This is a genomic window from Hymenobacter sediminis (assembly GCF_003231285.1).
Taxonomy (GTDB): domain Bacteria; phylum Bacteroidota; class Bacteroidia; order Cytophagales; family Hymenobacteraceae; genus Hymenobacter; species Hymenobacter sediminis.
Genome location: NZ_QKNS01000001.1, coordinates 1,260,866 through 1,279,837, shown reverse-complemented (window position 1 = coordinate 1,279,837; position 18,972 = coordinate 1,260,866). Strand labels below are relative to the sequence as shown.

The following is an 18,972-nucleotide window of genomic DNA, read 5'->3' as shown; positions in this document are numbered from 1 at the left end:
AACGTGACGCAGGGCCAAATTACGTTTTCTAGTTTTTCTCTCCGTTTCCTTCTTGGTGTCGTTGCACAGCTGCCTGCACAGTGGCTACCCAATCCAGAGCCTCGGGCGGAACCACCACAACCCGAAATCCGTACCGCTCCCCTTCCAGTCGCACCCCTTCGGAGTCATCCACAAGCAAGTCAATACCGAATGTGGGCGGGTGCTTGGTACAGCGTACCCGCACTTCTCGATTGTGGCGCTGCTGATTGACGACGCCATCTAACCAGATGCCGTGCAACCAAAACAGCCGTCGGATATGCCACACACTTCGGTAAGAGGTAGTGTACACCCATACTTCCCACCCCTGCGCCCGGCAAAAGGCAACAACTTCCATTATTCCCTGGCGCAGTCCTTCGTCACCGAGCAAACCGGCCAGTAGCGGCCAGCGGGGCCGTTCCAGTGGAAATGCATGGTTGTTCTGAACCAGCGTATTGTCGAGGTCGAAAGCAAGGCGCATTCTAGGTCCAGCAGAAGAAAATGGTGCCTAGCAAGGCTCCACATACGGGGCTGAGGGCAAGTATCCAGGCAGTTCGGCCTAACGCTACATCACGCACCCCCTTCGTTATTACCAAAACCAAATTAATAATCCACCATACGCCAGCCCCTAGCAAGCCTAACGCGCTAAAGCCGTACCAACGCTCCCAGAAGGTAGTCCACCTTTGCTCCGCCAGCAACTGAGCGTGTTGCTCCTGAGAACCCAGAAAAAAGCAGGCTGCCAGGAGAAGCATCAACAACCCTAGCCCTACCGCTACAACCAGATTCACCGCACGCATCATTAGCTGCTTAGTAACCCTTCGGCTACCCCTCTATCATTGCTCAGCCTCGGCACTTTATTCTGGCCGCCGAGCTTGCCCAGGCTTTTCATGTAACGCTGGAAGGCCCCTGCCGACAGCGGTGTGAGTTGCAGCGGCGCCAGGATGTTACCACTCAGTAGGTCATCATAATACACGTTGCGGCGGCGAAGGCCGGTATCGAGAGCAGCGGCGAAGGCGGCGGCATCGTGGGGCGGGCGGGCAAACTCAATCAGCCACTCGTGGCGGGAAGGCACGGCGGGGTCGTCGCTCACGCGGGGGGCCACCGTGAATTCTACCACCTCTACCTCGGGATGTTGCTGCATAGCCTCGCGGAGGGTTTGCTCTACCTCTTCCCCGATGACATGCTCGCCGAAAGCGGAAAGGAAATGTTTAATGCGGCCCGTCACGACGACGCGGAACGGGTATTTCTGAGTAAAGCGCACCGTGTCGCCGATGCTGTAGCCCCAGAGGCCAGCGTTGGAGCTAAGCACCAGAGCGTAGTTTTTATCCAGTTCCACATCGGCCAGGGTCAGGCGGGGTGGGCACTTCTCAAAAAACCGCTCGGCCGGAATAAACTCGAAGAAAATGCCTGCGTTCAGGAGCAGAAGCAAACCAGGGTTGCCGGGCTCATCCTGGAAAGCCAGGAAACCTTCGGAAGCTGGAAACAGCTCAATGCTGTCCACGGGTCGGCCAATGGTTTCGAACAGCTTTTTACGGTAGGGTTCGAAGTTGACGCCCCCGTACACAAACAAATCGAACTGCGGAAACACCTCCCCTACCGGCCGGCCCGTGCGCGCTACAATCCTATCAAAGTACATCTGCACCCAAGGCGGAATGCCCGAAATCAGGGACATGGGCTGGGGTAGCGTTTCCTCCACAATTCGGTCGAGCTTGGTTTCCCAATCCTCGATGATGTTGGTTTGGTAGCTGGGCAGCTGGTTGCGGCGCAGGTAGGCGGGCACATGGTGGTTGGCAATGCCCGAGAGACGCCCGGTGTGAATACCCGCCACGGTTTCCAGCTCCGGGGAGCCCGACAGGAAAATCAGTTTGCCATCCAGGAAGCGACTTTTGCCGGTGGCGTGCACGTAGTGAAGCAGGGCATCGCGCGCGCCGTTGATGTGGTTCGGAATGCTGTCTTTGGTAATCGGGATGTACTTGGCACCGGAGGTAGTACCGCTGGTTTTGGCCAGATAGAGGGGCTTGCCGGGCCACAGTACATCGGGCTCCCCCGCCTTCACCCGGTTGAAGTAAGGGCTGAGGCCCTCATAGTCGCGCACGGGCACCTGCCAGGCAAAATCCTGAGTTGTCCGGATGCTGGCAAAGTGATGGTCGTGGCCGAAGGCCGTACGCTGCCCCTGGGCCAGCAGCACCTGAAGCAACCGTTGCTGGGTGCCGATGGGGTCTTGCTGCCACTGTTGGTACTGACGGGCAACGAAAGCGGCCAACGGCCGGCTCAGAGTAGATTTCAGGCCCATGGATGCTGAGGAGAGAAGTGGAGGAAGCGTGAACAGGGTTTGCCTTCTGGCTAAAGAAGGAACTCAAAGGTACTAGCTGCTGCCACACGGGTTTGCTACCCCTGAGCTTATCCTTAGTCGCTTATTTTCGTAGGAAGCACACAAGTTTACTTCTTCACTCTTCATTACCTCATCTCATGATCAACCAGCGTGGCAACGCCGAATGGAACGGCGACATCAAAGGCAGCGGCACTATTACTACCCAAAGCGGCACGGTATCGGCCCCGTATTCTGTGGGCGCCCGCTTTGAAGGGCAGAAAGGCACGAACCCCGAAGAGCTGATTGGGGCGGCCCACGCCGGCTGCTACACCATGTTCCTGACCAGCATTCTGACCAAAGACGGCAAGCAGGTAAAACAGATCCGCACTGAGTCGAAGGTGACGCTGGATACCTCCGGCGAGGTGCCCAAAATCGTGAAGATCAGCCTGACCACGGAGGGCGAGGTTGAAGGCATCTCGCAAGAGGAATTTCAGCAATATGCCCAAACAGCTAAGGCAAAATGCCCTGTTTCGCAGGTGCTCAGTGCCGTACCGGAAATGGAGCTGGCCTCAGCTACGCTGAAATAAACCTGCCATCCGTTGTTAGCTTTCTCACCTCGACTTACCCCTAGCCTACCCCACCGGCTGGCGAAAATGTAAAACGAAGCGCGAAAAGCAAACAACGAAAGCTGAACTCCTTACTTTTGCGAGTCTCAGCGACTTCAACGCCCTTATGCATCCCAACTCTACCCGCATTCGTCTTCAGCCCGCCAACACCCAGCGCATCCCGTTTCTAGGCCAGCTTTTCCTGGGTTTGCTCTGGATTGCCTACACGGTGGCGCTCATCGTAACGGGCGAGGGAGCCAGCGACATGCATTTTCTGCACTACGTATTCCTGGTGTTCAGCTTAATTTATTTGGGCTACGTGCTAGTACACAATGCGCCGGTGTTTGGAACGCAGAGCTACTTAGAGTTTACGCCCGCCTACATTGTGCATAAGGACGGACTGTTCCGGCCCAAGCAGGCTTTCCCAGCCGAGGGCATTGCTAGCCTGGAGCTAGTGCCGCAGCAACTGCGCGTGCTGCTCAAGGAAGGCGGCACCTACGCCATGAGTCTACGCCAAGTGAAAGGTGCTAAGCGCAAGCGTCTCATGCGCGAGCAGGTGAGAGCCTTCGCCGCCAAGCACAACATCGACCTGCGCGATACCCAAGCATAGGCGTACCCGCCCCTTTCTGCACCAGCTTCGCCTACCCCTTGCATCTGCCTAAACCCTCGGCAGATATCAGCACGAAGCTACCGGTCGGGCTCCTCTTGGGCCCCACTAGGCAAGGCCTCAGGTAAATATTCCTACCCCCAAGAAAAAGCCCAACCGGTAGTACCGGTTGGGCTTTTTCTTGGGGGTAGGAATGTACAATCTACTTTCCGGCGAATTTCTTCCGTAGCTCCGCAATGGTACCCCGGAAGGCTTTATCGGAGTCGATCAGGTCTGAAACCGTCTGCACGGAGTGGATGACGGTGCTATGGTCGCGCCCACCGAAGTGATGCCCAATGCTTTTCAGGGAGTGCGTAGTGTGCTCCTTGGCGAAGTACATGGCTACCTGCCGGGCCGTTACCACCTCTTTCTTGCGAGTTTTAGCTTTCAACAGGTCCAGCGGCACGCCAAAGTATTCGGCGCAGGTTTTCTGAATAAAGTCGAGGTTTACTTCGGCCTCCACTTCCTCAATGATGTGGCGTAGCGCCTGCTTGGCCATTTCCAGGTCAATCTCGCGGCGGTTGAGGCTACTCTGGGCCACCAGCGAAATCAGTACACCTTCCAGCTCCCGCACGTTGGTATTCACTGAGTGAGCCAGATACTCCACTACCTGCGGCGGAATGTCGATGCCATCCTGCTGCATTTTGTTTTGGATGATGGCCATGCGCGTCTCAAAGTCGGGGCTTTGCAGGTCGGCAGTCAGGCCCCACTTAAAGCGGGAAAGCAAACGGTCTTCCAGGCCCACCAAGTCGCGGGGCGGCCGGTCGGAGGTCATCACAATCTGCTTGCCCGCTTGGTGCAGGTGGTTGAAGATGTGGAAGAACATTTCCTGAGTCTTGTCCTTGCCCGACAGGAACTGCACGTCGTCCAGAATCAGGATATCTACCAGCAGGTAGAAATTGGCAAAATCCTGCACAGCATTGGAGCGCAGGCTTTCAATAAACTGATTCGTAAACTTCTCCGCCGACACGTACAGCACAAACTTGTCGACGTTGGTCGCCTTGATGTGGTTGCCAATGGCCTGCACCAGGTGCGTCTTGCCTAGCCCTACCCCTCCGTACACCATCAAAGGGTTAAAGGAGGTAGTACCGGGTTTGTTCGCCACGGCCAAACCCGCCGAGCGGGCCAGGCGGTTACAGTCCCCCTCAATATAATTCTCGAAGGTGTACGTAGTATTCAACTGCGACTTAAGGTAGTCGCGCTCAATAGTTTTGCTGGCTTCGAAGGGGTTACGCAGGGTAGGCGGTGCCGGGGCTGGCGCTACCGAGGCGGCGGCCGTGTTCCGGGCCGAGGCAGTCATGGCACTGGCCGCCATGGAGGTAGCCGCGTGCGTGGCTACCGTAGCCGGACCAGCCGTTTTGCGGGTGGTAGGCAGGTTAAGGGTGCGCGGCTTCTGCTGGGCATTGCCCTGGTCCACGACAATACTGTACTCCAACCGACCCTCCGGGCCCAGTTCCTGGTGGATGGCACGCTTGAGCTCCTCTACATAGTGCTCCTCCAGAAACTCGTAGAAATAGGTGCTGGGCACCTGTATCAATAAAACGTTATTGTGGAGCTGCACCGGCACAATGGGTTGAAACCACGTCCGGAAGCTCTGCTCACCAATTGTTGCCTTGATGACGCGAAGACAGTTGGCCCATACGGTTCGACAATCCTTCAGCATCAATCAGATAGGGCAAAAGCAACGGGTGTGCAGGTGAGGGGAATAACAGGCCAGCCACAGGCCCGGGAAGGCCTGTTTTTTTTAGGGGGAGACAAAAATGTGGAAAAGTCAGGAGACAAAAAAACGCCCCAAACTCTTGCTTCTTATGCCTTTTTACCAGAGAGCGGCCCCACCATAACAATGGAGCCCCTCCCGGTAACCTACGCGGCTTGTACGGGAACAACGGCGGTAGCGGCCACCGTAGGCTGGCGCGTGCCCCGCTCAAACGAGTAATCGAGGCGACCCAGGTTGATGCCCGACCAGCCCACTTGGTTTACCAAGGTGTTGCGTCCGTCGGGGCTGGCAATGGGCTCGGGTTGGTCAAGGAAGGTATGGGTGTGCCCACCCAAAATCAGGTCGATGCCGCTGACCTGGGCGGCCAGTTTTCGGTCATCAATCTTGGCGCCTTCGTACTTATAGCCCAAGTGAGACAGGCAGATAACCATGTCGCACTTTTCGGGGCCGCGCAGCTTGGCTACCATGTCCTTGGCAGTAGCCACGGGGTCGAGATACTTCGTGGCGCCAAAGTTTTTGTCGCCTACTAGGCCAGACAGTTCAATGCCCAGCCCAAACACACCCACCCGAATTCCCTGCTTATCGAACACCTTGTAGGGCTGAAACTTGCCGGCCAAGATGGTTTGAGAGAAGTCGTAGTTGGCAATCAGGAAGGGGAAGGTGGCATTGGGCAGTTGCTTCTGCAAGCCCTCTAGCCCATTATCGAAATCGTGGTTGCCAAGGGTGCTGGCGTCGTAAGCCATCTGGCTCATGAGCTTGTACTCCAGCTCACCCTGAAAGAAGTTAAAGTAAGGCGTACCCTGCCAGATGTCGCCGGAATCCAGCAGCAACACGTTGGACTCTTGCTTGCGTATTTGCTCAATGAGTGTGGCGCGCTTCGCCATTCCGCCCATGCCGGCCCACTGGGCCGCGTTGTCGGGAAAGGGCTCGATACGGGAATGCATATCGTTGGTATGCAGAATGGTCAGGCGGGTAGCCTTTTTATCGGCGGCAGCCGAGGGTAGCGCCGAAACGCCCAGCAGACCCAGCGTAGCGGCACCCAGGCCGGTATGTTTCAGAAATTCGCGACGATCCATGATGGAAGAGTAACTGAGTAAGGAGGTGGTTGAGTAGAGGGCAACTAGGTGAGGAAATAGCTGAGTAACCGTCTGGGCTAGCGTAAATAGCGCTGCAAAAGGCATTTACTCAGCTACTCTTTTTGCTTAGTTACTCACCCGTACCCGGCCTTCTACTTTGGCCTCAATAGGTTTGCCTTGCTGGGTAAGCTCGCGCATGTAGTCCACAATAGCCGAACGCAACAGCACCCCCGTTCCGCGGGGCTTGAGAGCCTTGAAAAACGTTAGGTTATCGCCGCCGCCGGCCAGGTAGTCGGAAATGGCAATGGTGTAGGTGCGGGATGGGTCGAGGGGCTGACTACCGATACGCACCTCCTGGGGCTTACCCTCCGCCGAAACTGTGTAGGTAGCACCCGAAACAGGCATTTTAACGCGGGCGGCGTAGTCAAAGAGCTGCTGCACTACAGCACCGGGGGCATCCAGCACCACCAGTTCATTTTCGAAAGGCATGAGTTCAAACACCGAGCCCACGGTAACGGCTCCGGCCGGAATAGGCGCCCGCAGGCCACCGCTGGTCATCACGCTTAGGTCTATGGGCTGCTTAAACTCCCGGCTGGCCCGCACCCGCTGGATATCGGCCACAAAGTTAGCTAGTGGCGACTCGCCACCGTTTTTGGTTATGGCTACCGGGGCCTGACCCAGTACGGCCGTCATCTGCTCGGTCACACGCTGGCGGTAAGGAGCAATGGTAGCGGCCGCTTTAGGGTCCTCAGGGATGGACTTACCTACGGGCTGGGCCGTAACGGGCGCTAGCTGGGCCTTGGGCACGTAGGCGCCGCGCTGGCAGGCGGGGGCTAAGGCCACTGCCGTCAGCAGACTTAAGGCAGCCAGACGGGAACGAAGAAGTTGCATGGGTCAGAGGAAAGAAAATCGAGCGACAAAGGTAAGGCCACGCGGCGGGAGTTGGCACGCCCCTGCTTTTCGCCCAAAAGAAGAAGCCGAGAACAGAAGTTCACTCTTCTGCTCCCGGCTTCTTGGCAGTGCACTTATTTAGTTAATTCATAGCTCAGTATCAGATAAAAGCGGTTAAGTAGGATACCGGATCTGTTGCATTTAAGAGCCCATCTGGGCGCTCATAGCACATATCGGAATCCAGGTTGCGGCCACCGACACGGGCCTACATAAAGCTCACGCCTATAATATCTCAATCTGGCATGCACGGGGTCTCTGCAAAAGCAATATGTCCCCTTTAGCTTTCATAGTGTTCGTCAGAAAAGACCAAATCCACATGACTGCTTGTTACATGGCGCATGTTTGTAGCGAGAAAAGCAGATAGGGTAGCATCCTAAAAAAGCGTATAGAGGTATAGCGTTAAGCTACCCGCATCCAAGGCTGCTTTATAGCCCCGAACCGGTATCTTTAAGCCCGCCTCTCGGGGCCTTTGTTTTCCCACCCCACCCCGCCACATTATGGCCGATTCGCCGCGCCCAGCGCCTGTTTCGTTTTCTGAATTTGATGCCGTTACTACCCCTCAGTGGCAGGAGCGTATTGCTCGTGACCTGAAGGGGAAAGATCCTGCCAGCCTGACCTGGCAAACGCCCGATGGTTTTCCGCTGCAGCCTTTTTACCACCAGGAAGCCCTGCAGAAGCTGGGTGGCGCCCCTACCCCCCAGGTGCGGCCGGGTCAGCACTGGCGCAACGTACCTACGTATTCAGTTCCAGCGCTGGAGCGGGGCCGCAACGCCATTGAGCGGGCCGCCGAAGCCCTAGAGCGCGGAGCCGACGGGGCCCACTTCGTGCTGGGCCACGCCGAGGGTTTTGATATTGACCAACTGCACCAGCGCCTACCCCTGACCGATACTTATGTAGCCTACACCGTCCGTAGCGGCGCGGGCCGCCTGATGCAGCGCTTGGCCGATCTGGACATTGCGCCCCGGGGCTTTCTGGTAGCAGACCCCGTAACCCGCCACGCTCCCGACATGGCACATCAGCTGGATGAGGTGCGCGCAGCCATTGATTTAAGTAAGAACTGGCCTGAGTTTCGGGCGTTGGGGCTGGATGTGGCCTATTACGGCAACCGTGGCGCCACCGCTACGCAGCAAATTGCCTTCGCTCTATCCACAGCCGCTACTTACCTCAGCGAGCTTCCTACCCCCGAGCTTGCCCTAAACGAGGTAGCAGCGGCTATGCACCTGCACGTAGCAATAGGTCCGAACTACTTTTTTGAAATAGCCAAGCTACGGGCTCTGCGTCGCGTGTGGGCTACCCTGCTGCACGCCTACAACCTCCCGGCTGAGGCAACCCAGCAGCTTACCATCTTCGCCAGCACGGCCACCTGGAGCCAGACTACCCTCGACCCGCATACCAACCTGCTACGCACCACTACTGAGGCCATGAGCGCCGTATTGGGCGGAGCCGATGCCGTAAGCGTAGGAGCTTTCGACTGCCTGTTTCATGCCCCCAACGAGTTTGCCGAGCGCCTGGCCCGCAACCTACCGGTGCTGCTGCGTGAGGAAGCCTACCTCGACAGGGTACAGGACCCGGCCGCCGGCTCCTACTACCTCGAAACCCTTACCGACCAGTTGGCTCAAGAAGCATGGGCGCTGTTCCAGAAGATTGAAGCCGCTGGCGGTTTGCCCGCCGCTACAGGCCTCGTGATGCAGGAGCTACACGCCTCGGCACAAGCTCAGTTCCGGCGCATTGCCAACGGCGAACAGGTGGTAGTAGGCACCAACAAGTTTCAGAACCCGAACGAGAAGTTCGACTATAACCCCAAGCGCCTGCTGCGCAGCCGGGAATTCGATAGCACCCGTGCTACCTACCCCACGGAGGTACTTCGCCTGGCTACAGCGCTGCACTTCGAGCGGCGGGAGAAAAAGAAGAAACGCGCCGCCATGGTGCTGCTTGGTGCTCACACCAATCAGATTATCCTGGAGTCGTTTCTGCAGACCCTACCCGAAACCGAGCGGACGGAACTGCACAGGGCGCACCCCGAGGGCACATTATCGGTGCTGTTTTCCTCGGCCGAAGAGGCTACGCTGATGTACGCTACCCCTGAGCAGTTCGGGCGTCTCTCCCGCGCCATCAGCCGCGTGCCGATTGATGAGCCCAACTTCATCCCGCCCGCCCTGCTCACCGCCGACCTGGCTACCATGCAGGAAGCCGTGCACGTCTTCGGCTTCAAGGAGTTCACCGTGCAAGGCTATAGCACCGAGGATGTACTAGCTCGCCTGCAGGGAAAAAAGTAGAGTCAGACAACTCATCCATCATCTGTCATCCTGAGCAAAGCGAAGGACCTCTGCCGCTTTGTTAGGGTAGTAAGTGATTAGTATTACAACGAAGCGGTAGAGGTCCTTCGCTTTGCTCAGGATGACAAACGGCACTCTTAGCGCCACCCCACCACCCATGAAGCCCGACTTCTCAACTATAGCCTACGACGCGGCCCAGCTGCCCGCGCCGCCCGCTGACGCCGCCGAAACCTCCACGCCCGAGGGTATTGCCCTGAAGCAGTTTTATACCGCTCAGGACGTGCAGCACCTCGACCATCTCGGTTTCGGGGCGGGGCAGGCGCCCTACCTGCGCGGGCCCTATAGTACCATGTACATCCAGAACCCCTGGACCATCCGGCAGTACGCGGGCTTCTCGACCGCCGAGGAAAGCAATGCTTTCTACCGCCGCAACCTGGCGGGGGGGCAGAAGGGCCTCTCGGTGGCGTTTGACCTGGCTACCCACCGGGGCTATGACTCCGACCACCCGCGCGTGGTAGGCGACGTGGGCAAGGCCGGCGTAGCCATCGATTCGGTGGAGGACATGAAGCTCTTGTTCGATGAGATTCCGCTGGATCAGATGTCGGTGTCGATGACCATGAACGGGGCGGTGCTGCCCATTATGGCCTTCTACATTGTGGCAGCCGAGGAGCAGGGCGTAATGCCCGAGAAGCTAGCGGGCACCATTCAGAACGATATTCTGAAGGAGTTCATGGTGCGCAACACCTACATCTACCCGCCCCTGCCGAGCATGCGCATCATTGCGGATATTTTCAGCTTCACGGCTCAGAATATGCCCAAGTTCAACAGCATTAGCATTTCGGGCTACCACATGCAGGAAGCCGGTGCTACCGCTGATCTGGAGCTGGCCTACACCCTGGCCGATGGGCTGGAGTACGTGCGGGCCGGGCTAGCAGCGGGTATGAGCATCGACCAGTTTGCCCCGCGCCTGTCGTTTTTTTGGGCCATTGGCATGAACCACTTCATGGAAATTGCCAAAATGCGGGCCGGCCGCCTGCTCTGGGCCAAGCTCATCCAGCAGTTCGAGCCCCAGAACCCCAAGAGCCTAGCCCTGCGCACCCACTGCCAGACCTCGGGCTACTCCCTTACCGAGCAGGACCCCTTCAACAACGTGGCCCGCACCTGCATTGAGGCCATGGCCGCGGCCCTGGGCGGCACCCAGAGCCTGCACACCAACGCCCTCGACGAAGCCATTGCCCTGCCCACCGACTTCTCGGCCCGCATTGCCCGCAACACCCAGCTCTATATTCAGCACGAAACCGACATTACCCGCGTGGTGGACCCCTGGGGCGGCTCCTACTACGTGGAAACCCTCACCCACGAGCTGGCCGACAAAGCCTGGGCCCTGATTCAGGAAGTAGAAGAGCTAGGCGGCATGGCTAAGGCCATTGAAACCGGCCTGCCCAAAATGCGCATCGAGGAGGCCGCTGCCCGCAAGCAGGCCCGCATCGACTCGGGCAAGGAAATAGTGGTAGGCGTGAACAAATACCGCGTGGATGAGGCCACCGACATTGAGGTGCTCGACATCGACAACGCCGCCGTGCGCGAGTCGCAGATTGCGCGCCTGAATCAGATTAAAGCCACCCGCGACAACGCCGCCGTGCAGCAGGCCCTGGAGGCCCTCACGGAAGCGGCCCGCACCGGCAACGACAACCTGCTGGCCCTAGCGGTAAATGCAGCTCGTCTGCGCGCTACCCTCGGTGAGATTTCCGATGCCCTGGAGAAGGTGTACGGCCGCCACCAAGCCACCATTCGGGCTATTTCGGGCGTGTATTCTCAGGAAATGAACTACGACGAGCAGTTTGCCAAGGCCCGCCAGATGGCCGACGAATTTGCCGCCCGCGAAGGTCGCCGCCCCCGCATGATGGTGGCCAAAATGGGCCAGGATGGCCACGACCGGGGCTCCAAAGTAATTGCTACCTCCTTCGCCGACGTGGGCTTCGACGTGGACATTGCGCCCCTGTTCCAGACGCCCGCCGAGGTAGCCCGCCAGGCCGCCGAGAACGACGTGCACGTAGTGGGGGTAAGCAGCCTCGCCGCCGGCCACAAAACCCTGATTCCTCAACTTATTGAGGAGCTCCAGCACCTCGGCCGCGAAGATATCCTGGTAATTGCCGGCGGCGTCATCCCCGCCCAGGATTACGACTTCCTCTACAACGCCGGGGTAGTCGGCGTGTACGGTCCCGGGACGGTTATTGCTGTGGCGGCTCAGGAGATTTTGGAGAAATTAGGAGAGTAGTATGCAAATGTTTTTGGCTTATAAACTTCATTTATATGAGTAGCAAGAATAAATCCTTGAAATTAATAAAAGAACTACTACATAAATTTAGACTAAACAGTGACGGAAGCAGTATCGCCAAACTTTATAATTTAGATGGAGAAGTTTCTAGCAACGATAAAATTATAGATTATTTAGATGTAGTAAGGAAAGGATTTATAGTCTCAGGAGAGGCCAAAATACAGCAATCATTCGTTTATGTAAGTATTCCGCAACCACATATTCGAAATCAAGACTTAGAATATATATTAGAAAGTCTTAACTTTTTCATGAGTGTATGCGGCTTTGAATATCAATCAGAAGAAGAACCCATTTTTGGGTCTTTTATTCAGAGTTTAATTTTCTGGACAAAGAAGCCTAAGACACAACAGCAAGTCCATGAAATTTATGACAAGGGTAAAGCTGCATTAGAAGCGAATTACCTAGGCAAGCCAGTTGCAGAGTCAACAGCTCAACTATCAAGTGCAGCCGCACAACTTATAGCAGCTTGTCAGAATGTTGATGAAATAGTTTTACGAACAGGAGCATTGATTCTAGTAAAGGCCATAATAGATGGAAGGACAATAATGAGTGTAGAGACTATCTCACCTCAGTTGATGGCTCATCTTGACCATAATCCAGGACTACTTAGAGACCCTCGCCTAGTTTATTATTTTCTAGAAAATCTTCCAGCAGCATTGAAACCTAACTCTGGTCAGACATTGACCTTTGGTGGATAGCCTTGATTTTACTATAACAATGAAGGTCTCATTGGCAATTCTTATTGCAGCTATAGCCTTTTTACTGGCATCATGCAGTACATATGAATATGAATCTCCAGACAATTCTAATGATGGCGTAGCCGGTATAGCCAATGTACTTATACTTAGTGACTCCAAAAGAGTAAACGAGCATGACATGGTTAAATACTTTAGAATCATATTAATTACAACTCATGATACTTTCTTGCTTCAACCTATTAACTCTAAAATAATATTTCCCAAACTGCATCACCCTTTAATTAGAGCAACTATTTTATTCAAAGACTTTGTATGCGAAGGTTATGATGGTTTGTTAAAGAACGAGCAAGGCAGTTTTTATTTCCCCGATGCTGATACCGCTAAGTTCGTGTTAGACCACTACCCATTCGAGACAGAGGGTTCTAAGCGTTGGAAAAATTTATCAAAGAATCAGATATACTTCGAAGTCAACGCAAAAAACGGACGTCGTTTTTACGGTAAGACAGATAAGGCTATCTATCAAAAATGATGTAGAATTCTGCTTACACCTGCCAGAAACAAAATGCGCATTGACGAAATAGACCAAGAGGACGCTGACATTGATTACTTCGCTACCGATGCGGTCGGCCATATCGTGCACGTAGCTTCCGGCGGCGGGATACTGCCTGAATCGGTGGCGGCTTCCCAGGAGGTGCTGCTGGAGCTGCACCAGTATTTCCTGACGCTGCCGGAAACCGATTCGGCGGTGGCGGCGGGGGTAGCCGAGGGCACGGATGAGGGCAGTTACCAGGGCTTCGCGCGCTACGCCCGCCGCGGGCTGTTCTCCTTCGCCAAAACCCGCCTGCACGAGCGCGCCGATACGCGCTACTACGTGGTGGCCCGGCCCCTGCAACCCCTCACGGTAAACCAGTTGCCCAAGCACATTGCTACCCTGCTGCGCCGCACGCAATTGCCCGGCCCGGTGGCGGAGCAAGCTACCCTCGATGTAGCAACGATTTTATAGTGCACTTCCTGGAAAGTGTCATCCTGAGCAGCGCGAAGGACCTCTACAGAAGGTAACTACTACCCTAACGAAGCGGTAGAGGTCCTTCGCGCTGCTCAGGATGACAGATACTTTTGGCTTGCTGAACAGCCCATACCGGCCCGCCTCTAGCGGGCCGGCTTGCTTTTAGGCTGGGTAATTACTTGATTTTACTACCTTAAGCGTCTTATCCTAAGTACCTCAGGCCGCGGTACCGGGGCTACCCTACCCGGGCGTCCGTGGGTCATTGTATTCGTGCTTCCTTGTCCTACCCATCTCATATGAGCCAACTTCCTTCCTTTCCCTCCCGCCGCGAGTTTATTAAGCAGAGCGCCGCCGCTGCGGCCACCTTCATGATTGTGCCCCGCTTTGTCCTGGGTGGCAAAGGCTACACCGCCCCCAGCGACCAGCTCCTGATTGCTGGCGTGGGGGTAGGCGGCAAAGGGGAAAGCGACCTGGCGTCGTTTGTTAAATCGGGCAAGGCCCGGATAGCCTACCTCTGCGACGTGGACGACCGGCGGGCGGCCCGCGCCGTGCAGGCCTACCCCCAGGCCAAGTATTACAAAGACTGGCGGCAAATGCTGGAGAAGGAGGGCAAGAACTTCGATGCCGTATCGGTGGCCACGCCCGACCACAACCACGCCGCCGTAACGCTGGCCGCCATGCAGCTGGGCAAGCACGTGTACGTGCAAAAGCCCCTCACCCACGACCTCTACGAAGCCCGCGCCCTTACGGAAGCGGCCAAGCGCCACAAGGTGGTTACGCAGATGGGCAACCAGGGCGCCTCCGGCGACGGTGTGCGCCAGCTTCAGGAGTGGTACGACGCCAACGAAATAGGCAAGGTGCACACCGTGTACTGCTGGACCGACCGCCCCGTGTGGCCCCAGGGTATTGCCTGGCCTACCACAGCGGCCAGCGTGCCCAAAGAGCTGGACTGGGACCTGTGGCTGGGCACGGCTCCCTACCGGCCCTACGTCGATAAACTGGTGCCCTTCAACTGGCGCGGGTGGTGGGAATACGGCACCGGCGCCCTCGGCGACATGGGCTGCCACCTGCTGGAAGCACCCTTCCGGGTGCTGGGCCTGCAGTACGCTAGCTCCGTGCAGGCCAGCGTGGGCAGCGTGTACGTAGATGAGTTCAAGCGCGGCTACTTCCCCGAGAGCTGCCCGCCCTCCAGCCACGTCATCCTGAAGTTTCCGAAAACCAATAAAACCAAGCACGAGGTAACGGTGCACTGGATGGACGGCGGCATTCAGCCCGAGCGCCCCGAGGAACTGGGCCCCAACGAGCTGTTCGGCGACGGAGGCAACGGCATTCTGTTCGTGGGCACCAAGGGCAAGATGATGGCCAGCACCTACGCCGCCGACCCGCGCCTGCTGCCTACCTCCCGCAACCAGGAGGTAAAAGTGAAACAGACCCAGGCCCGCGTGCCGGGCGGCGCCGAAGGCCACTACGCCCAATGGGTAGAGGCCTGCCTGGCTGGCCACGGCAACCACTACGTCAGCGCCCCCTTCGAAACCGCCGGCCCCCTGACCGAGGCCCTGCTGATGGCCAACCTTGCCATTCGGGGCTACGATTTGCAGCGGCCCAAAACTACCGGCCCCGGCATGGACTACCCCGGCCGCGGTGTTGAGCTGGTCTGGGACCCCAAGCAGCTACGCGTTACCAACTTCGACGAGGTAAACCAGTTTGTGAAGCGCAACTACCGCCCGGGCTGGCAGTAGTACCAACGACGACCGGTTCTAACCAGCTGCCGCAGCGGCTGATTAGAACCGGTCGTCGTTGACTTCAATCCAAAAGTTGTCGGGGTCTTGCAGGTACACTTGCTTCACGCCATCCGGGCGGGCGGTGGTTTGCTTTGCCTCTCCGGTCCAGCTGCTGTAGCGCGTCGCCGACTGATCCAGACGAGCCATGAATTTCCGGAGGTCTTTCACCCGAAAGGCTAGGTGCGTGTCTTTGGCGTGGTCTTCTACCCGGGCCGCGCCCTGAATGAGGTGGAGCTGGCTGTGTGGCCCCATTCGAAACCACGCGTGCCGCCCGTCATGGAAGGGCTCCGGGATTGGCTTTAGCCCCAGCACATTCTGGTAGAATGCGGTGCTTTTCTGCAAGTCATACACGTACAGCGCTACGTGGTTAACAGCCGGGCGCACCTGGGCTGCTACCTTGCCAGCGCCCATCAGGGCCAGTGCCAAGGCTGTGGTACCAAGAATCCTGTTGCAGGTCATTGAAATCGTCACGGTGATTGACACAGTATAAGGTCGGCAGAATTGCTGCCCCGCCGGATAAGTACGCTATTTCTCGGCAATTCCAGTAGGATAAGCTACTCCCAGCACTTAGCGCTGCTGTTGCAGCCACTTCACTGCTTCGGCTTCGGTTTCGCAGAACTGGTAGGTTAGGCGTTTTTTATGCGACTCTGCTGTGACTGACTTGGAGGCCAGACGGGCAAATACATCCAGGGGCAGGAGCACGGCGGCGTAGCGGTACGGGCCTTCGCCTACGGCGCGCGGTAACCATTCTTCCAGCACCCAGGTGCGTTCGGCTTCCGTGAAGGCCGTCAGGTCGCGTTGGTCGGCCAGCAGCTTGCTCCACTGGCGCAGCCGTAAGAGGCGGTCGAGCTGGCTGAGCACAGCCCGAAAGTCCTCGGGCTTGCGGCCCCCCTTGTGCCACTTTACTACGGCAAATCCCTCGGGGCTCTCACAAATGCGGGCCGCGGCATTTTCAAAGTAAACAGGCAAGGCCAACGACATACAGAGGAAGGCAAGGAGTAGAGAGTCAATCAAATATAGGCGGAAGAACACAAGTAACCGCGCAAGCAATGCGCCTGGCAGTCTGGGCACGGAGCACGCCTTGGTGCCCGGCGATGCACTGAACCTCGGCCCTTTGCGGTAAAATCGGCGCGCAGGCTTGGGCTTGCGTATAGGGGTAGGAAAACCTCAGCACCTATGGAACCAGATACCTTTTCGACCGGGCCGGCGGGCGTGTACGCACAGATTGAGCACAAGGGCCAACACCTCACAGTAGTGAAGCTGCAGGAAGCCTACGCCGACGACCCTGCCACCCTACTCCACCAGCTCACGGCTGCACTGGGCCTCTCGCCGGCCGCGCTGCTGCTGGTGCTACCCTCCGAGGGGGAGCCGCTGCTGGGCCAGGGCCCGGCCGAAGACCTGTACAACGATTTTCTATCAACCAATACGGCCGCCGTGGTAGAGCAAACCTGGAAGCCTCTGGAAAAGCGCGGGTAGGCCCAAACAGCCCGTCATGTCGAGCCCGTCGAGACATCTCGCTCGAATCGTTGGGTAGTAACTCAACGTCAGCACGCGAGATGTCTCGGCAAGCTCGACATGACATTAACTTACCCTACATCTTCTACTTCCTACCCCTACCCTACAAGCAAAAGCCTCCTGCCGCACGACGCGGCAGGAGGCTTTTTCATCGATCAGAAACTTACTGGTTGCTGCTATCCGTGCTGTTTCTGCCCGATAGCACGGCGACTAACACGCCGCCGGCCAGGGCCGCGAAGGTAGTCGCCAGGACGGGGTGCAGGCTGGCGCGGGTGTACAGACTCTTTTTCATGACGTAGCCCGGATGGTCGCCGTGGACTTTACCGTCCCGGACTTCGGGGCGGTGCAGGGAGCCGGCGGGGTGGCGCGGGGCCTCGTCGCGGGTCTGCATCTTCATGTTTACTTTTTCATTCATGAAGTCCATAGCGCGCGGGAAGTGCTTGTTCATGGAGCTGAACATCTTTCCGCCTCCGCCAATGTACACGTCGCGCTCCGGGTGCTGGGCAGCGTGAATAATGGCGTGGGCTACTTCCTCGGGCTCATACACGGGTGGGGGCAGTTGGGGCTCCCGGTCCATGTAGTTGCGGGCGTGCTGGGGGAAGGGCGTGTTGATGGCGGCCGGCTTAATCAGCGTTACCGACACGGGAGCGCCTTCTTCTTCCAGCTCAATGCGCAGGGCATCGGTAAAGCCTTTGATAGCGTGCTTGCTGGCTGAATACTGCCCCTGGAGCGGAAACGCAATGTCGGAGGCTACGCTGCCCAGGTTGATGAGGGCCCCGCCGTGCTTTTTGAGGTGCTTAATAGCTTCCAGGGAGCCATTCACCACGCCCCAATAGTTGGTATCGAACATGCGGCGGCTGTCCTCGTCGCTGATTTCTTCCAAACGCCCCCAGATAGAAGCCGCCGCGTTGTTAATCCAGGTATCGAAGCCACCAAACCGCTCTTGGGCCGTGGCGGCAATGCGCTGCACGTCGGGAATGTGGGCCACATCGGCCACTACGGTAGCTACCTTGCCGCCGCGCTTGGTGAGGTCGGCGGCTACGTGACGCAGGTCTTCCTCGCTGCGGGCTGCCAGTACCAAGTTGGCCCCAGCTTCGGCCGCCATGCGGGCCGTGCAGAGGCCAATGCCACTGGTGGCACCGGTAATAACCAGCGTTTGTTTTTTCAGGGGTTTGAGTTTCATAGTCGTACAGGTAAGATGCTTAGATCATCTTTCCCATACGACCAGATACCACTGACGGCCAGGCGATGCCAGAATTATGCTAAGCTTGACCTTACACGCTGATTATTCAGTAGCCCAGGGATTTCCCCTGGGCTATGGGCCGGTTGCAGCTTTTGCCCAGGTACCTACTCCTTACTCCTGAGGAAGCAGGTTGAGCGCGGTTTCGTTGCCTTGCTGAATGGCCAGGTCGCGGGCAGAGAGGCCGCGCACATCGCGCAGGGTAGCATCGGCCCCAGCCTTGAGCAGCACGGGCACAATGTTGTGGCGGCCGAAGAGGGTAGCAAACATGAGGGCCGTACCGTCGTTGCCATTGCGGGCGTTCAGGTCGGCGCCGTTGTCGATGAGCAGCTGGGCTATTTCGGGGTAGCCTTTAAAGGAAACGCCCATGAGGGCGGTGTTGCCGCTGGCGTCGTGCACGTTGGGGTTGGCACCGGCCTCCAGCAACACGCGGGTAGCTTCGATGTGCCCATCGTAGGCGGCCAGAATAAGGGGCGTGAAGCCGCGGCCATCCTGATAGTTTACGTCGGCACCTTCGGCCAACAGGGTTTTAATAGTTTCTACATCGCCCATGCGGGCCGCATTCGTGAGCAGATCTTCGGGACGGGAAGAGGTAAAAGACATGGGTAGGGGTAGCGTTGGTGAGTAGTGAATAACCCGCACCCACCGAATAGGTTGGGCTCTCCTTGCGGGGGGTGGGGCTGAAAGACAGTACGGCGCCGGCCCGAAATGGATCAGGTTGGCCGCTTGATAAAAACTAGTCGGCGGGCCCTGACAAAATGCTTCGTTACGGGTTATCCTACCTCATCCTGACTTCC

The 18,972-nt window shown here is 57.3% G+C and carries 18 protein-coding genes; 9 read left to right on the top strand and 9 right to left on the bottom strand.

Annotation, left to right across the window (positions count from 1 at the left end):
* Positions 1 to 28: 28 nt before the first annotated feature.
* Both DNI29_RS05625 and DNI29_RS05615 read right to left on the bottom strand, forming a co-directional pair.
* Entirely contained in the window at positions 29 to 496 is a 468-nt protein-coding gene (locus DNI29_RS05625) for a hypothetical protein (RefSeq protein ID WP_110977056.1), read from the bottom strand.
* Between the two features lie 318 nt (positions 497 to 814).
* Positions 815 to 2,308: a GH3 family acyl-acid amido synthetase gene (locus tag DNI29_RS05615; RefSeq protein ID WP_110977054.1), complete on the bottom strand. Its 1,494-nt coding sequence runs from the start codon at positions 2,306 to 2,308 to the stop codon at positions 815 to 817.
* 176 nt (positions 2,309 to 2,484) lie between these two features.
* On the opposite strand from DNI29_RS05615, the gene DNI29_RS05610 reads away from it, so the two are divergent.
* Together DNI29_RS05610 and DNI29_RS05605 are read left to right on the top strand one after the other, a co-directional pair.
* Positions 2,485 to 2,913 (top strand): OsmC family peroxiredoxin, encoded by a 429-nt coding sequence (locus tag DNI29_RS05610; protein WP_110977053.1) that lies wholly within the window; start codon positions 2,485 to 2,487, stop codon positions 2,911 to 2,913.
* A 145-nt stretch (positions 2,914 to 3,058) separates the two neighbouring features.
* Positions 3,059 to 3,541 carry a hypothetical protein gene (locus tag DNI29_RS05605; protein WP_110977052.1) on the top strand — a complete coding sequence of 161 codons (483 nt, stop codon included), beginning with the start codon at positions 3,059 to 3,061 and terminating at the stop codon, positions 3,539 to 3,541.
* A gap of 199 nt (positions 3,542 to 3,740) precedes the next feature.
* On the opposite strand, the gene dnaA is transcribed toward DNI29_RS05605, so the two are convergent.
* The 3 genes from dnaA to DNI29_RS05590 form a co-directional block, all read right to left on the bottom strand.
* Positions 3,741 to 5,240: a chromosomal replication initiator protein DnaA gene (gene dnaA / locus DNI29_RS05600; RefSeq protein WP_110977051.1), complete on the bottom strand. Its 1,500-nt coding sequence runs from the start codon at positions 5,238 to 5,240 to the stop codon at positions 3,741 to 3,743.
* A 200-nt stretch (positions 5,241 to 5,440) separates the two neighbouring features.
* On the bottom strand, positions 5,441 to 6,370 hold the full coding sequence (locus DNI29_RS05595; RefSeq protein WP_110977304.1) for a bifunctional metallophosphatase/5'-nucleotidase: 930 nt from the start codon (positions 6,368 to 6,370) through the stop codon (positions 5,441 to 5,443).
* Between the two features lie 126 nt (positions 6,371 to 6,496).
* Complete coding sequence (locus DNI29_RS05590; protein WP_110977050.1) at positions 6,497 to 7,261, bottom strand: 5'-nucleotidase C-terminal domain-containing protein; 765 nt, start codon at positions 7,259 to 7,261, stop codon at positions 6,497 to 6,499.
* A gap of 557 nt (positions 7,262 to 7,818) precedes the next feature.
* Between DNI29_RS05590 and DNI29_RS05585 the strand changes: the two genes are divergently transcribed.
* The 6 genes from DNI29_RS05585 (at position 7,819) to DNI29_RS05565 (ending at position 15,378) form a co-directional block, all read left to right on the top strand.
* Positions 7,819 to 9,597, top strand: coding sequence for a methylmalonyl-CoA mutase family protein (locus DNI29_RS05585; protein WP_110977049.1), 1,779 nt, complete (start codon positions 7,819 to 7,821; stop codon positions 9,595 to 9,597).
* Positions 9,598 to 9,754: 157 nt separating this feature from the next.
* A complete protein-coding gene (gene scpA / locus DNI29_RS05580) occupies positions 9,755 to 11,875 on the top strand; it encodes a methylmalonyl-CoA mutase (protein WP_110977303.1) in 2,121 nt (706 codons plus the stop codon).
* Between the two features lie 35 nt (positions 11,876 to 11,910).
* Complete coding sequence (locus tag DNI29_RS24045; protein WP_123823082.1) at positions 11,911 to 12,633, top strand: hypothetical protein; 723 nt, start codon at positions 11,911 to 11,913, stop codon at positions 12,631 to 12,633.
* A 19-nt stretch (positions 12,634 to 12,652) separates the two neighbouring features.
* A complete protein-coding gene (locus tag DNI29_RS05575; RefSeq protein WP_110977048.1) occupies positions 12,653 to 13,162 on the top strand; it encodes a hypothetical protein in 510 nt (169 codons plus the stop codon).
* Positions 13,163 to 13,195: 33 nt separating this feature from the next.
* A complete protein-coding gene (locus tag DNI29_RS05570; protein WP_110977047.1) occupies positions 13,196 to 13,636 on the top strand; it encodes a hypothetical protein in 441 nt (146 codons plus the stop codon).
* 299 nt (positions 13,637 to 13,935) lie between these two features.
* Entirely contained in the window at positions 13,936 to 15,378 is a 1,443-nt protein-coding gene (locus DNI29_RS05565; protein ID WP_110977046.1) for a Gfo/Idh/MocA family protein, read from the top strand.
* 42 nt (positions 15,379 to 15,420) lie between these two features.
* Here the strand turns inward: DNI29_RS05565 and DNI29_RS05560 are convergent, their stop codons facing one another.
* Positions 15,421 to 15,903 carry a VOC family protein gene (locus DNI29_RS05560; RefSeq protein ID WP_202910369.1) on the bottom strand — a complete coding sequence of 161 codons (483 nt, stop codon included), beginning with the start codon at positions 15,901 to 15,903 and terminating at the stop codon, positions 15,421 to 15,423.
* 84 nt (positions 15,904 to 15,987) lie between these two features.
* Entirely contained in the window at positions 15,988 to 16,401 is a 414-nt protein-coding gene (locus tag DNI29_RS05555; RefSeq protein ID WP_110977045.1) for a hypothetical protein, read from the bottom strand.
* A gap of 195 nt (positions 16,402 to 16,596) precedes the next feature.
* Here DNI29_RS05555 and DNI29_RS05550 point away from each other — a divergent pair, with 195 nt between their 5' ends.
* Positions 16,597 to 16,896, top strand: a complete 300-nt coding sequence (locus tag DNI29_RS05550) for a hypothetical protein (protein ID WP_110977044.1) — start codon at positions 16,597 to 16,599, stop codon at positions 16,894 to 16,896.
* Positions 16,897 to 17,098: 202 nt separating this feature from the next.
* Here DNI29_RS05550 and DNI29_RS05545 read toward each other — a convergent pair whose 3' ends face one another.
* Together DNI29_RS05545 and DNI29_RS05540 are read right to left on the bottom strand one after the other, a co-directional pair.
* The gene (locus tag DNI29_RS05545; RefSeq protein ID WP_110977043.1) at positions 17,099 to 18,118 is read right to left on the bottom strand and encodes an SDR family oxidoreductase; all 1,020 of its coding nucleotides are present in this window, start codon (positions 18,116 to 18,118) and stop codon (positions 17,099 to 17,101) included.
* A 171-nt stretch (positions 18,119 to 18,289) separates the two neighbouring features.
* The gene (locus tag DNI29_RS05540; protein ID WP_110977042.1) at positions 18,290 to 18,778 is read right to left on the bottom strand and encodes an ankyrin repeat domain-containing protein; all 489 of its coding nucleotides are present in this window, start codon (positions 18,776 to 18,778) and stop codon (positions 18,290 to 18,292) included.
* Between the last annotated feature and the right edge of the window lie 194 nt (positions 18,779 to 18,972).